General features: G+C 38.4%; 11 protein-coding genes. 6 read left to right on the forward strand and 5 right to left on the reverse strand.

The genetic code is table 11. From position 1 onward, the window contains the following. Window positions 1-101: 101 nt before the first annotated feature. On the reverse strand, window positions 102-1,337 hold the full coding sequence (locus FC64_RS02880; protein ID WP_057906458.1) for an aminopeptidase: 1,236 nt from the start codon (window positions 1,335-1,337) through the stop codon (window positions 102-104). Window positions 1,338-1,423: 86 nt separating this feature from the next. Between FC64_RS02880 and wecB the strand changes: the two genes are divergently transcribed. Then, window positions 1,424-2,566, forward strand: coding sequence for a non-hydrolyzing UDP-N-acetylglucosamine 2-epimerase (wecB, locus tag FC64_RS02885; RefSeq protein ID WP_057906459.1), 1,143 nt, complete (start codon window positions 1,424-1,426; stop codon window positions 2,564-2,566). A 30-nt stretch (window positions 2,567-2,596) separates the two neighbouring features. Here wecB and FC64_RS02890 read toward each other — a convergent pair whose 3' ends face one another. The 3 genes from FC64_RS02890 to FC64_RS02900 all read right to left on the reverse strand — a co-directional run bounded on the left by FC64_RS02890 (window position 2,597) and on the right by FC64_RS02900 (window position 6,990). Next, complete coding sequence (locus FC64_RS02890) at window positions 2,597-5,443, reverse strand: YfhO family protein (protein WP_057906460.1); 2,847 nt, start codon at window positions 5,441-5,443, stop codon at window positions 2,597-2,599. Between the two features lie 151 nt (window positions 5,444-5,594). Further along, on the reverse strand, window positions 5,595-6,527 hold the full coding sequence (locus FC64_RS02895; RefSeq protein ID WP_057906461.1) for a glycosyltransferase family 2 protein: 933 nt from the start codon (window positions 6,525-6,527) through the stop codon (window positions 5,595-5,597). A 10-nt stretch (window positions 6,528-6,537) separates the two neighbouring features. Then, window positions 6,538-6,990 carry a flavodoxin gene (locus FC64_RS02900; protein WP_057906462.1) on the reverse strand — a complete coding sequence of 151 codons (453 nt, stop codon included), beginning with the start codon at window positions 6,988-6,990 and terminating at the stop codon, window positions 6,538-6,540. Between the two features lie 159 nt (window positions 6,991-7,149). On the opposite strand from FC64_RS02900, the gene map reads away from it, so the two are divergent. The 3 genes from map to FC64_RS02915 all read left to right on the forward strand — a co-directional run bounded on the left by map (window position 7,150) and on the right by FC64_RS02915 (window position 10,111). Next, a complete protein-coding gene (gene map / locus FC64_RS02905; RefSeq protein ID WP_057906463.1) occupies window positions 7,150-7,944 on the forward strand; it encodes a type I methionyl aminopeptidase in 795 nt (264 codons plus the stop codon). A gap of 243 nt (window positions 7,945-8,187) precedes the next feature. Beyond that, entirely contained in the window at window positions 8,188-9,060 is an 873-nt protein-coding gene (gene galU, locus FC64_RS02910) for a UTP--glucose-1-phosphate uridylyltransferase GalU (protein ID WP_057906464.1), read from the forward strand. A 145-nt stretch (window positions 9,061-9,205) separates the two neighbouring features. Further along, the gene (locus FC64_RS02915) at window positions 9,206-10,111 is read left to right on the forward strand and encodes a YihY/virulence factor BrkB family protein (RefSeq protein ID WP_081035622.1); all 906 of its coding nucleotides are present in this window, start codon (window positions 9,206-9,208) and stop codon (window positions 10,109-10,111) included. Between the two features lie 24 nt (window positions 10,112-10,135). On the opposite strand, the gene recX is transcribed toward FC64_RS02915, so the two are convergent. Then, window positions 10,136-10,921 carry a recombination regulator RecX gene (gene recX / locus FC64_RS02920; RefSeq protein WP_057906465.1) on the reverse strand — a complete coding sequence of 262 codons (786 nt, stop codon included), beginning with the start codon at window positions 10,919-10,921 and terminating at the stop codon, window positions 10,136-10,138. A gap of 84 nt (window positions 10,922-11,005) precedes the next feature. On the opposite strand from recX, the gene rlmD reads away from it, so the two are divergent. Together rlmD and FC64_RS02930 are read left to right on the forward strand one after the other, a co-directional pair. Next, complete coding sequence (gene rlmD, locus FC64_RS02925; RefSeq protein WP_057906466.1) at window positions 11,006-12,358, forward strand: 23S rRNA (uracil(1939)-C(5))-methyltransferase RlmD; 1,353 nt, start codon at window positions 11,006-11,008, stop codon at window positions 12,356-12,358. Beyond that, window positions 12,336-13,514 (forward strand): serine hydrolase domain-containing protein, encoded by a 1,179-nt coding sequence (locus tag FC64_RS02930; protein ID WP_057906467.1) that lies wholly within the window; start codon window positions 12,336-12,338, stop codon window positions 13,512-13,514. Before rlmD ends, FC64_RS02930 begins: the two co-directional genes overlap by 23 nt. The last annotated feature ends 69 nt before the right edge of the window (window positions 13,515-13,583 follow it).

Genomic DNA, 13,583 nt, shown 5'->3' on the forward strand with positions numbered 1-13,583 from the left:
ATAAAAACACCCCAAAATTTTAGATTTATTTTGTCCAAAATTTGGGGTGCATATCATGTCACAGTCTCTTTTTTTATATTTTATTACATCTTCTTTGTTAATTAAGCCCAATCGCCATTTCGGAATACAGGAACAATTGTCCCATCTTTTTTAATTCCGTCAATATTCATATCAGCTGACCCGACCATGAAATCGACATGTGCTTGACTAAAGTTGATTCCTTTAGCTTTAAGTTGATTTTCACTCATTTTGGTTCCACCTTGAACATTAAACGGATAAGCAGCCCCTAAAGCAAGGTGATCGCTTGCATTTTCATCGAAGAGGGTGTTAAAGAACGTGATTCCTGATTGGGAAATCGGTGATGGATCCGGAACAAGGGAAACTTCACCAAGTGAACGAACACCTTCATCGGTTTCAAGAAGGTGATCAAGGACCGCTTGACCCTTTTCAGCGGTTGCTTCAACAACTTTCCCTTCTTTAAATGTGAATTTCATATTTTCAAGAATGTTGCCAGCATAACTTAGCGGCTTGGTTGAAGTTACGTAACCGTTGATCCGGCGATTGTCAGGCGCAGTAAAGCATTCCTCTGTTGGCATGTTAGCCATAAATTCAATTCCAGCAGCATTTTTACTTCCGCCGCCTTCCCATACGTGATTTTCGGGAAGCCCGATTGTTAAATCAGTTCGTGGTGAAATGTAGTGTAATGCACTGAACTGTTCCTTATTTAACCAATCTTCCTTTTCATGTAACTTAGCATCGTGATCTTTCCACGCTTGAATTGGGTCTTCACGGTCGATCCGGGTTGTTTTGAAAATTTCTTCCCACAAACGATCAACGGCAGCTTCGCCCTTTAGATCAGGGAAGACGCGTTCAGCCCATGCTGGACTGGCAGCGGCAACAACTGTCCAGCTTAAATCATTGTTTTGGGTTGCTTGCCGAACGGGCATTAATGCTTTTCCGTTGGCACTTTGGTATGCTGCAACCCGTTTTTGATCAATTCCGCCAAATGCTCCCGGATCTTCTGACATAACTGAAATTCGACAGCAACGGTGTTCAGCGATATATTGGGCTTCTTCCTTGGCAAATTCCGGAACATTTTCAAGAAATTCATCACTTGCATGTTCAAGAAATTCGCGTTGGGCAAAGGTATCGTTCCATTTGATCATTACTTTTCCGGCACCAGCTTGGTAAGCTTCTTTGACGATTAAGTGAGCAAGGTGTTGTTGATCAACATTGATATAGAGAACAACTTCTTGTCCTGGTTGGACATTGACACCTACCTTAACGATTAATTCAGCATATTTTTGTAATTTTTCTTCAAAATTTGCAATTGTCATAGTAGGGAACCTCCATTCATCTTAATATATATGATAGCATAGAAATGTAAGTGAAATTGATTATATAGGACAAGAGGAGGGTCTATATGAAAAAGATCAAAGTAATGACCGTTTTTGGGACGCGGCCAGAAGCAATTAAAATGGCCCCGCTTGTGTTAGAACTGAACAAGCATGTTGATCAAATTGAAGCGGTGACGACCGTTACGGCCCAGCACCGGGAAATGTTGGACCAGGTGCTTGAAGTTTTTAAAATCAAACCGGATTATGATTTAAATATTATGCACCAGAGGCAGAGCCTAAATGACATAACGGTTGTTGTTTTAAATAAGTTAAAAGGGGTCATTGAAACGGAAAAGCCAGACATTGTATTGGTTCATGGTGATACAACAACTACTTTTGCAGCCAGTTTAGCTGCATTTTACCAACAAGTTGCAGTTGGTCACGTTGAAGCCGGTTTGCGGACCTGGAATAAGTATTCACCTTATCCAGAAGAAATGAACCGACAAATGACGGATGATCTTGCCGATTTGTATTTTGCGCCAACGCAGCAAAGCAAGAATAATTTGTTAAAAGAAAATCATGCGGCATCCAAGATTTTTATTACCGGCAATACAGCAATCGATGCATTGCATGAAACCGTGCAGGATGATTATCATCATGACATTTTAGAGCTTGTTGATCCGCAGAAAAAATTGATTTTAGTAACGATGCACCGGCGAGAAAACCAAGGTGAGCCGATGAAACGGGTCTTTAAGGCCATTCGTGATGTGGTTGAAACCCATCCAGAAATCGAAGTGATTTATCCGGTTCATTTAAGCCCAGCGGTTCAAAAAACAGCTCACGAAATTTTTGATCATGTTGACCGGGTCCATTTGATCGATCCGCTTGATGTAATTGATTTTCATAATCTTGTAGCGCGAAGCTTTTTTATCATGTCAGATTCCGGTGGCGTTCAAGAAGAGGCGCCAGCTCTTGGAAAACCAGTTCTGGTACTGCGAGATACGACAGAGCGACCAGAAGGAATTGAGGCAGGAACATTAAAATTAGTTGGAACAAATTATCAAACGGTCAAAAATGAAATGGAAACTTTATTAGACAATCAAGAAGAATATGATGCAATGGCAAACGCTAAAAATCCATATGGCGATGGGCATGCAGCCCAACGAATTGTTAAGGCGATTCAATATTATTTTGGACAACTTAAAACTTGCCCGGAAGAATTTAAATAAATAAAAAACGCGACGTTAACGTCGCGTTTTTTATTTACTCTTTTTCCTTTGGATTAATGTAATCCCTCCGCTGATCAAGGTGATAACCCCTCCGATTGCTGAAATGAAAATTCCGAGTTTTAATCCCGGAGTATGGTAACTCAATTCAACGTGATGAACGCCGACAGGAAGTTTAATTCCAATGAATGCGGTATTCGTGCGAAGAAGTGGTACTTTTTTTCCATTGACGGTCGCTTGCCACCCATCAGAGTATGGAATCGATGAGGTTAAAATTCCCGGACGTGTGGTCTTGATCGTTCCTTGAAGGTGGTTCGGCGATAATTTCAGCTGCCGTAGCCGGTTTTTTTGAATAATTTGAACTTGGTGAACATATTGGCTGCCAAGCGGTTCAGCAACCAGTTTTAAATCAAACGAATAGTTCCCGAGATGATTGAAATTTAAATCAATCGTTTGCGGAATATGAGGATAGAACCCTAAATTCATCGTTCCGTTTTTGACCTGTTTGTAAAATGATAAAATTTGGGCTTTTGGTTGCTTAATGATTTCCTTTCCAAGTGACGTAGTTGCCTGAATCTTGAAACTTTGATCAGGCAGACCGCTAATGATATTGTTTCGAAAGGCCTGATAAGCACTTAGTTTCGAATTTTGGGTCAGCTTTCCGTCAGCGAGGTGGTAATCCGTGTTGGTTTGTTGCATTGTAATTTGCTGTTTCAACGTTAGTGGTCGATAATGCAGGTTTTCAAATTCAAGGTGCAGTTCGGAATTCTTCAGTGCTTTTTGTTGTTCAGGGGTTAAATTTTGAAGATCGAGAACAACCTTGTAGCTTTCATTTGAATCAAGATGTTCGAGATTTTGCGGATCGATCACGTTCCCATTGCTTGAAATCAGTTTAAACGGAAGGCTAATCACTTGTCCTTTAACGGATGCTTGCGGAAGCCCAGTTGACTGGTTGACTAAAACACCATCAGCAAGAGCACGCTCTTTTTGAGTTGGACCATAAGTTGCATACTGTTTCGGAGTAAAGACTTTTGGTTGCCAGTACATTAGGGGAAAATTCTGCTGAGTCCGATACCGCAGAATTCGATCGTTTGTATATGTATTCAGCATTTGGCTGGCATCGAGCGTATAGCCGGCAGGAATCTTGGCATTATTCGGTTGTTGGTAATGGACAAAGAGATATTTAACTCCGAAAAAGTTATTTGCAACTGTCCGATCATCAAATTGTGCAAGGGGAATGTTAGCTTCAAATTGAGTATTTTGCAGATTTTGTGCAAAGTCGCCAACAAATTTATTTTGCAATGAATAGTAGGAGTTAATGGAGTTAACATTTGTTTGTTGGTTATTGTACATGTGATAACCGGCTCCAAAGTCCGCGTTTTGGCTGATTGTTGAGATTCGATAACCGGTTTGATCAGTCAATTTTTGGGCAAGTTTTCCGTATTGAATATCAGCAAGGTGCAGGTAACTTTTTTGCGGCAACATTTCGTTTGAATAACCTTCGTTATAAGGTGCTTCAAAGTAAACAGCATTGCAGATCACGTTTAACAATACGACTCCAAGAAGGATTTGTCGCGCATGTTGCGGTTGATAATGGTGAATCAAAAGCAACGTGCCAAGGGTAACAAACAAAAAGACAACAGGGATGAATATCTTTTCATTATTTTGGAAGAAGTAATTTGCACAAACATAAACAATGTAAAGAATGGCCCCAATTGTAAATGCTTTGATGGTTTTGGCAGACAAAATTTCAAGGTTATCAGCAAGGACCGCACATGCTAAAGCAATTGGAAGACATAACATTAACGTCCACCGGTTAGATGGTGCTAAAAAACCGTTGAAAACCGCAGCGCAAGCCGGAATAAGCAAGATAATAAAACTGATAATAAATACCGAGTTAATGATGAGATATTGTTTAAATGATCTTAAGGTGTATAAAATGGCAAAAAATGCGATGCTTGCAAAGCCAAGAGCACTCCAAAAATAAAAGTCGCGGTTGCCACCATTAATTAGTTGCCCGGGTAAGCTTAAATAATAATAGGTGGGATATACCTTTAAACCGTTAGCAAAGGTGCTTGAAGTCCGGGTTGAATTATGAACCGCGATGATTTCTGGAAGTAAAAGAATGGCCGCGTTAATGATGCTTAAAAGCGTTGCGCTTGTCAATTTAACAAACAATTTCAGATAGTTTTTCTTGGTTTTAAGATCCCATAATAAGCGCAATCCTAAATATACAATGGCTCCTAAACCAAGGATATAGGCAAAGTAAAAATTATTGATCAGCATCCACGTAAATGTGAATAGTAACGGCCAAACCGACTTTCCTTGAATGACCCGTTCGAGGTTAACGATCAAAATCGGGAAGATAATAAATGGGAGAGTGAAGAACGGTTGGGCAACATTTGAGTAAAGTAAAAAGGCGTTAAAAAGGTAGATAAGTGCTCCAATAATAACTGATGAATCCTTTAATTTTAGATGAAAAGCACACCAGCAAAAAGCTAAGCCAGCACAATATAACCGTAAGGCGATCAGAAATTGATATGCGAAAACAATTTTGCTTGCTGGGAAAAGCAAAACAAGGTATGCAAAAATATCACCGAATAAATAGTATGCGTCAACTTGGAAAGCATCTCCTCCAAGTCCCATATGCCATGACCAACCAGGGAGGGCTGCAAGTGATGGATGGTGAATAAAATTAAGCAGGCATTTGCGAAATTCAATTAAAAGTGGCAAATGCTGATTGGCACCGTCAAGTCTCCAAATTAACGAATGTCCGGTGATCAAATAAGTTCCATAAACAAATAAAGCAACGATCAAAAAGGTTGCGGTATATTTTAAGTATCCGAATTTATGATTTTGACGGTCAAACGAAAATTCCACCAAAAGGTCCTCCTTATATTATTCTTTCTTCATTTTAAAGCATGGGGACTAAAAAAAGAAGAGGGGGATAAATGATCGTAAAAGTTGAGGAGTTAAGTAAAGAATGAAAAAAACAGCCATGAGATTTCTCATGGCTGTTTAATGTTTTAAATTATTTCTTTTCTTTCAAAATATATACTGGACGATTCTTGACTTCCATAAAAATCTTGCCGATATACTTACCGACGATTCCAAGACAGAGAAGTTGAATTCCGCCGATGAGAAGGAAAATACATACCATCGATGCCCATCCGAATGCTGATCCGCCGTAAATCAGTTTCCGTGCAATTACGAAAATAATTCCGATAACGGATGCAACCGATGAAAGCAATCCAACATATGATGCAATGTTTAATGGCGTTTGGGAGAATGAAACAATTCCATCAATTGAGTACTTCAATAAACTCCAAAAGTTCCAGTTTGTTTTACCGGCAACTCGTTCTTTATTTTGGTATTCCAAATATTTCGTCTTAAATCCGACCCAACTGAAAATTCCCTTTGAGAACCGATTATATTCAGACATTGAAAGAATTGCGTCAACCATTTTCCGGGTCATTAAGCGGTAATCGCGAGCTCCATCAACGATTTCAGTATCGGAAATCTTATTGATCAATTTGTAGAACATGTGGGCGAAGAATGAACGAATCGGCGGTTCACCTTTGCGATCGACTCGGCGTGTTCCGACACAATCGTATTCACCAGATTCAAGATAGCCAAGCATTTTGGGTAATAATTCAGGGGGATCTTGAAGGTCAACGTCCATTACTGCAACATAATCTCCTGTTGCTTGTTGCAGTCCACAGTAAAGGCCAGCTTCTTTTCCAAAATTACGGGAAAATGAAGCATAGTGAACATGTTCTGGGTCTTTTTGTTGGAGTTTCCGTAATTCATCGAGGGTATTATCCGATGAACCATCATCGATAAACCAATATTCAAGTTTAATATTTGGTAATTGTAGGGCAACTTTTTCAACGGCATCATAAAATAACGGAATTGATTCTTCCTCGCAATAGCAAGGTACAATGATTGAAAGTTTTTTGGTCATGATTGTTATGTTACTCCTCTAATTTAGCTACTAATTGATCTGTAAATTGATCAAGGGTATCAAGGTCTTCGTCAGTATCAGGTGAAAGGTTGATCTTAACATCCGGGGCACCTTGAATTGCACCGGCTTCCTTTAATACGCGACTGAATTCATCAACTGCGGTGCAATAGTATTCACCATAAAATGTATCACCTGATCCGGCAACCCCATATACTTTTCCTGACAAGTCAGTTTCTTGAAGATCGTCGAAGAAATCCATTCCTTCATCTGGTAAGTTTCCTTCATCATAAGTATATGGACATACAATGCACAAATCGGCATCTTCAAAATCACTGACGTCGGCCTGTGAAATTTCATCAACTTGAACATCAAGACCCTGATCTTCGAGATTTTCAGCAATGATATCAGCAATGTCTTCGTTATTTCCAGTAATTGTTGCGAAAACGATCTCTGCTTTAGCCAATGGAATGCCTCCTTTCCGTAAACCCATATTTTTTCATTATACCAAATTATATCAAAAATCAGCGGTAAACGAGAGAATTGTTTATTAGAATTTACCGAATGATAACAAATTAAGGTATAATAGAAAGGAATAATTTGATTTGGAACGGAGGATAATTAAATGATTACATTAAAGTCGCCGCGTGAAATTAAAGAAATGGCAGTTTCAGGCGCAATCTTGGCTGGAATGCATGTTGGATTACGCGACATTATTAAACCTGGAGTATCAAGTTGGGAAGTTGAAAAATTTGCTCGCAAGTATTTCAAGGAACATGATGCAATTCCGGAACAAATTGGTTTTGAAGGATACAAGTATGCAACTTGCGTTAGTGTTAATGACGAAATTTGCCATGCTTTTCCACGGAAAAATTTGATTTTTAAGGAAGGCGATTTGGTTAAGATCGATACGGTTGTTAACTACCATGGGGCGATGAGTGATTCATGCTGGAGTTATGTAGTTGGAAAATCAAGTCCAGAAGTTGAACGGTTAATGGAAGTTACCAAAAATGCACTGTACCTTGGAATTGATCAAGCTCAAGTTGGCAACCGCATTGGAGATATCGGAGCGGCAATTCAGCATTATACGGAAGACGAAAATGGTTATGGCGATGTGCGGGAATTCATCGGTCATGGAATTGGACCGACGATGCACGAATCACCGAATGTCCCACACTATGGTGAAGCCGGTAAGGGAATGCGTCTTCGTGAAGGAATGACAATCACTATTGAGCCAATGATCAATACTGGTACATGGCGGGCAGTGATGGATGATCCGAACGGTTGGACAGCCCGAACAGCAGATGGCGGTCTTTCATGTCAATATGAACATACGATTGTAATTACTAAAGACGGCCCGAAGATTTTGACATCGCAAGATCCAGCAATGGACGAAAAATATTTGTATAAATTTAAGTAAATCCCAATGGTTATTAAGATAAGGATTTGCTTTTAAAATTAAAGTAATCAAAATGCCGATTTAATCATGAATATTTGAGAATATGAACTTCGTGTAAATTAAAGTTTTCTCAGATAAGTAAGTAAATCCTTACCCAAAATTGATAATCTACTTGTCAAAGAATTATTTATTGGTATAATTACACTAGGTATTTGATTATCTTTTTAGATAAATACACCAATAAATTTAGATAGGGGTATAACAATGAAAGTTAGAAAAGCTGTTATTCCTGCAGCCGGATTAGGGACACGTTTTCTTCCAGCCACAAAGGCTTTAGCCAAAGAAATGTTCCCAATTATTGATAAACCTACAATTCAATACATCGTTGAAGAAGCACGTAAGTCAGGAATTGAAGATATTTTAGTTGTTACAGGAAAAGGCAAGCGACCAATTGAGGACCACTTTGACTCAGTTCCTGAACTTGAACAAAATTTGAAAGCAAAGGGCAAGAACGACTTACTCGAACTTGTTCAACAAACAACTGACATTAACTTGTACTTTATTCGCCAATCACATCCACGTGGTTTAGGCGATGCGGTTTTGATGGCCAAGGATTTTGTTGGTAATGAGCCATTTGTTGTCATGTTAGGTGACGATATCATGGACGATAAAGTTCCGTTGACCAAGCAATTAATTGATCGCTATGAAGAAACGCATGCTTCAACATTGGCTGTAATGAAAGTCCCACATGAAGAAGTTAACAAGTATGGGGTAATTGACCCAGTTACAGAAACTAAGCCGGGTTTATTTGACGTTAACAAGTTTGTTGAAAAGCCAGATGTTGATAAAGCACCATCAGATTTAGCAATTATTGGACGTTACTTATTAACACCTGAAATTTTTGATATGCTTGAAACTCAAAAACCAGGTACTGGCAATGAAATTCAATTGACAGATGCCATTGACCGTTTGAACCAAATTCAACGTGTATTTGCGCATGAATTCAAAGGTAACCGGTATGATGTTGGCTACAAGTTTGGTTACTTAAAGACTTCAATTCAATTTGGATTGAAGCATCCAGAAGTAAGTGCTGACTTAAAGGCTTACATTAAAGAATTAGCAAAAACACTTAAGTAATTCATGACATTGATCATGGAAGGTCGTGACGAAAGTCCGACCTTTTTATTTTTTGTAATCATAATTTAACGGAAAATCCTTATTTAAAATGGTTTAATAAGGGTATGTGCGTTTTATTAATTGAGATAAGCAAAGGAATTACAAAATGAAAAAGTTTAGTAAGAACTTAAAGGACTTTGCTAAAACTGCATTGAGAAAGACCATTCAGGGTGATATTTTCAATATGGCAATTGTCGCAACGTACTATGTTTTGCTTACAATTGTTCCAATTGTGATTTTTATTGGAAATATTTTACCAATCATGCATTTAAATGCGACCCGAATCATGCCGTACTTAAATGTTGCACTTCCGGAACCGGTATATAACTTTTTAGGCCCAATCGTTCGTAAATTTTTGACCCATGGTTCAGGGGGGATGGCGTCGTTTTCAATGATCTTTACTTTATGGGCTGGAAGTCGTGGCATTAACGCATTAAAAAGATCAATGAATCAAATATTTGGAGTAGGAGATTCACAGAATTTTATTGTGACAACTGTATTATCGATTTTGATCACGCTCAGTTTCGGAGCGCTGTTAGTTACGACGTTTGTGATTTACAGTTTTGGTCAAATTGTCCTTGAATATTTAACACCGATTTTCAAACTCCCGTTATCGTATCTGGAAATTTTCTTACGGTATCGTTGGTCGGTGACATTTATCATTATTTTTTCAATTTTGTGTTTGATTTATATTGTATTGCCAAATGTCAAAGTTCACTGGTTATCAGTTTGGCCGGGGGCTCTAGTTGCGGCATTAGGATGGATGGCGTTGACAGGCATCTTTACGATTTATGTGAAGTATTTTGCATATCGGATTTTAAGTTATGGAACAATTGGAACATTCCTAGTATTACTTTTCTGGATGAACTTTACGAATTTGATTATTCTCTTTGGCGCAATTGTCAATGCGTTTTTGGAAGAGAAAATTTATGGAAAGGTTGTCCCTAAGGAACACCGTTTTGGAAAGAAAATTCAACGAAAGATCCATGAACGCCGTCAAAAACAAAACTAAAGGATCGGGTACTTTCCCGATCCTTTAGTTTTGTTCATCAATAAATTGGTTGATTTCGTCCATGGAAAAACCTTTGCGGTACAAGGCCACTTTAACTTTTTGATTGCGTTGTGAAAGAGGCAATCTTTGATATCGCCGTACGATTTTAGCTCCTTGGAGATGCAATTGTTCGTTTTCCTGATCTTCATCTTTCTCGAGACCAAGCTGATTGATTGCTTCGGTTGCAATCTCAGAACTGAATCCTTTCGCAAAAAGGCCGTTTTTAATTTTCTGAATTTGAATTTTGAAGGCTTCGCGATGATATTTGCGGGCAAGTTTTTGGGCAATCTTGATTGAATTTTGAAGTTGATCTTCAAATGGGAACTCTTCAAGGGCGGTTTCAATATCGTTTTCAAGGACGCCTTTTTTACGTAAGTTTTGGGTGATCACTTTCGGTCCTTTATCTGAGGTCTTCGCAATTGTCCGAACATAACTTTTAGCGTATTCAAGATCATTAACGTAACCTTGAGCACGTAAACGTTGAAGAACGGGTTTAATTTGAAGGTCAGTGAACTCATGTTGTTGAAGATATTGAATGATTTCTTTTTCAGTTCTTAACTGGTAAGAAAGGTAATCAAGGGCTTTATTGTAAGCTTTTGAAATTGAGTCAGCATTAGTGATGACCTTGATCTGGTCGTCTGTAATTTCCTGGTCCTTATGCAAACGAAATTGAATTAAGACTTCTTCGCTGACGGGAAACCGGTAATGGCCATCAATAAAGATGTTATACCGCCCTTTTCGTTTTTGAGCTTGAATTGCTGTAATTTTCACGTTATCAACCTCCAATTCTTACTGCCATTATAAACGTTGAAATTGTTTAATGCTATAATTGAAATATTCTGAGAGGGGTTCTTTATGGAAAAAAAGAAAATTATTAAATTAAAAATTAAAAAAATGGGAATTAACGGTGAAGGCATTGGTTACTTTCAACGCAAAATCGTTTTTGTTCCGCAGGCGTTGCCGGAAGAATATATTTTAGCTCGAATTGAAAAGGAGCAGGCGAAGTACATCAATGCTCAACTTGTTAAAATTTTGAAAAAAAGTCCGGTTCGAACCCAACCTCGGGATAAGTATGATGTTGGTGGAATCGAGCTTGAACATCTTCAATATCCAGCTCAATTAAAATTCAAGGAAGATATTATTCGACAATCGTTGGTAAAGTTTAAGCCGCAAGGATATTGCCAAATGGAGATTCGATCAACGATGGGAATGGATGACCCATACCATTATCGAAATAAGGCTCAATTTCAAATTCGAAAAGCAAAGAATGGTGAAATTCTCGCAGGATTGTACCGGCCTAATTCACATTACCTCGTTGATCTTCCGACTTTTAGTACCCAAAAGCCGTTAACGATGAAAGTTATGCGGGTAATCGTTGCTTTGATTAAAAAATGGAATATCTCAGTCTACGATGAACGGCAACACTATGGTTTATTAAAGACGGTTGTGATTCGTGAATCCGAAGCATTTGATCAGGTTCAAGTTGTTTTTATTACAACAAGCGATCGGTTTCCTCAAAAAAATCAGTTGATCAATGATCTTCAACAGCAGTTTCCAGAGATTGTTTCAATAATGCAAAACGTAAATCGAAGTCACGGTTCCCAAATTTGGGGCGATGAAACGTTTAACTTAGCAGGAAAAGATTATCTTGATGAGCAACTTGGCAATGTTCATTTTAAACTTTCAGCCCGGGCGTTTTTCCAGTTGAACCCGCAGCAAACGATTCGGCTATATGATCAAGTTGCTCAAGCACTTGACCTTCAACCGCATGAAACGTTGGTTGATGCGTATTGCGGTGTGGGAACGATTGGATTATACGTCGGCCAGAATGCAAAGGAAATTCGTGGAATGGATATTATTCCAGAGGCAATTCAAGATGCAAGAATGAATGCTCAGCTTTCCGGTATTTCGAATGCGATATATGAAATCGGAACAGCGGATAAATGGTTTGCAAAGTGGGCGCAAGAAGGTTTTGTGCCCGATGCATTAGTAGTAGATCCCCCGCGGACAGGCCTTGATGCGCACCTTATTCAAACAATTCATCGATTTAAACCGCAAAAATTTGTTTACGTTTCATGCAATCCGTCAACATTGGCGCGCGACTTAGTAAAATTAACAAATGATTATCATGTGGAATATATTCAATCAATTGATATGTTTCCGCAGACAGCAAGGTGTGAAGCAATTGTTAAGTTCAAGAGAAAGTAAACGGAATTTGATTAGGGTGTTAATTATTTTAATTGCGCTGATTAGTGGAATTCAGCTTGCAACTTCTTCAGGGCGGGCAATGAATATTTACCAGCCACCACTTGGATCATTTGATCAAAATGTGAATTATATTCAAGGAACGAAAACCGAGAAAGAATTGACCCAATTGATGAAAAACCGGCACTTTATCGGGACGGTTACGTTGGTTAAGAATAATCATTTGGTATATCAACAAGGATTTGGATATGCTAACCAGTCCCAGGGGTTAATGAATTCGGGAAAGGTTACCTACCAAATCGCCTCGATTCAAAAAAGTATGACGGCGGTTCTGTTAATGAAAACAGCAGCTGAAAAGCATTTTTCACTTGATACACCGGTCAGTAAATTTTATCCACAAATTCAAGGGGCCAATTTGATCACCTTACGAAATTTACTAACGATGACTTCTGGAATTACGGACCAGCAGCCAATTAAGAAACCAGCAAACGATAAGCAGTTTCTTCAATATACGGTCAGTCAGGTTAAAATTAATCCGCAAATGATTGGTAAGTTGCATTATCAACCTGTCAACTTTGTTTTATTAGCTGGGATCATTCAACGCGAAAATCATATGAGCTATTATAAATATTTTGAAAAAAATATTATTAAACCGCTTGGCCTCCGGTATTCATATTTTTATCAGAATATGAATAAATACCGGACTGTTCAAGCTCAGGGGTATCATTTTAATCCGCATAGACCAACTGCATATGTTCCGTTTAAGGAAAAACGGGCCGGTTATGATGAACAGTTGGGAACAGGAAATTTATATATGTCAAATGGTGATCTTTATCAAACATTACGGGCATTTATGAACTCTAGCATTCTTACTCCGCAGCAGACATCAGCTCTTTATTCGCCTGGAAAAACTCGCTCAAAATATTTATCAGGAGTTTATTCGATTCAACAAACGGTACCGCAATTATTTGGACAACAATATGCAGGATATCATTTTCATGGAACGGAATTTGGCTTTGACACGATCGGTGATATTTCAAAAAACGGGGCAGATGCAGTAATTTTTACATCGAATGCTGCAAACTATGGGGCAAACAATAATTATTCTTTAGATATTCCGATTTATAAGCAGTTAATTGATGATTCCCAAATTTTTTAGGAATTTTGATTAAATTTTGGTATAATACTCATGATGATCGGTGTAATCAACACCTGTGTTTATAGAAAG

The sequence above is a fragment of the Ligilactobacillus araffinosus DSM 20653 genome (genome assembly GCF_001435375.1).
Taxonomy (GTDB): domain Bacteria; phylum Bacillota; class Bacilli; order Lactobacillales; family Lactobacillaceae; genus Ligilactobacillus; species Ligilactobacillus araffinosus.

What these genes read in the sequence shown, in the direction of transcription:
- FC64_RS02880 (WP_057906458.1), bottom strand. Translation starts at nt 1,337, where the DNA reads ATGACAATTGCAAATTTTGAAGAAAAATTACAAAAATATGCTGAATTA.
- wecB (WP_057906459.1), top strand. Translation starts at nt 1,424, where the DNA reads ATGAAAAAGATCAAAGTAATGACCGTTTTTGGGACGCGGCCAGAAGCA.
- FC64_RS02895 (WP_057906461.1), bottom strand. Translation starts at nt 6,527, where the DNA reads ATGACCAAAAAACTTTCAATCATTGTACCTTGCTATTGCGAGGAAGAA.
- map (WP_057906463.1), top strand. Translation starts at nt 7,150, where the DNA reads ATGATTACATTAAAGTCGCCGCGTGAAATTAAAGAAATGGCAGTTTCA.
- galU (WP_057906464.1), top strand. Translation starts at nt 8,188, where the DNA reads ATGAAAGTTAGAAAAGCTGTTATTCCTGCAGCCGGATTAGGGACACGT.
- FC64_RS02915 (WP_081035622.1), top strand. Translation starts at nt 9,206, where the DNA reads ATGAAAAAGTTTAGTAAGAACTTAAAGGACTTTGCTAAAACTGCATTG.
- rlmD (WP_057906466.1), top strand. Translation starts at nt 11,006, where the DNA reads ATGGAAAAAAAGAAAATTATTAAATTAAAAATTAAAAAAATGGGAATT.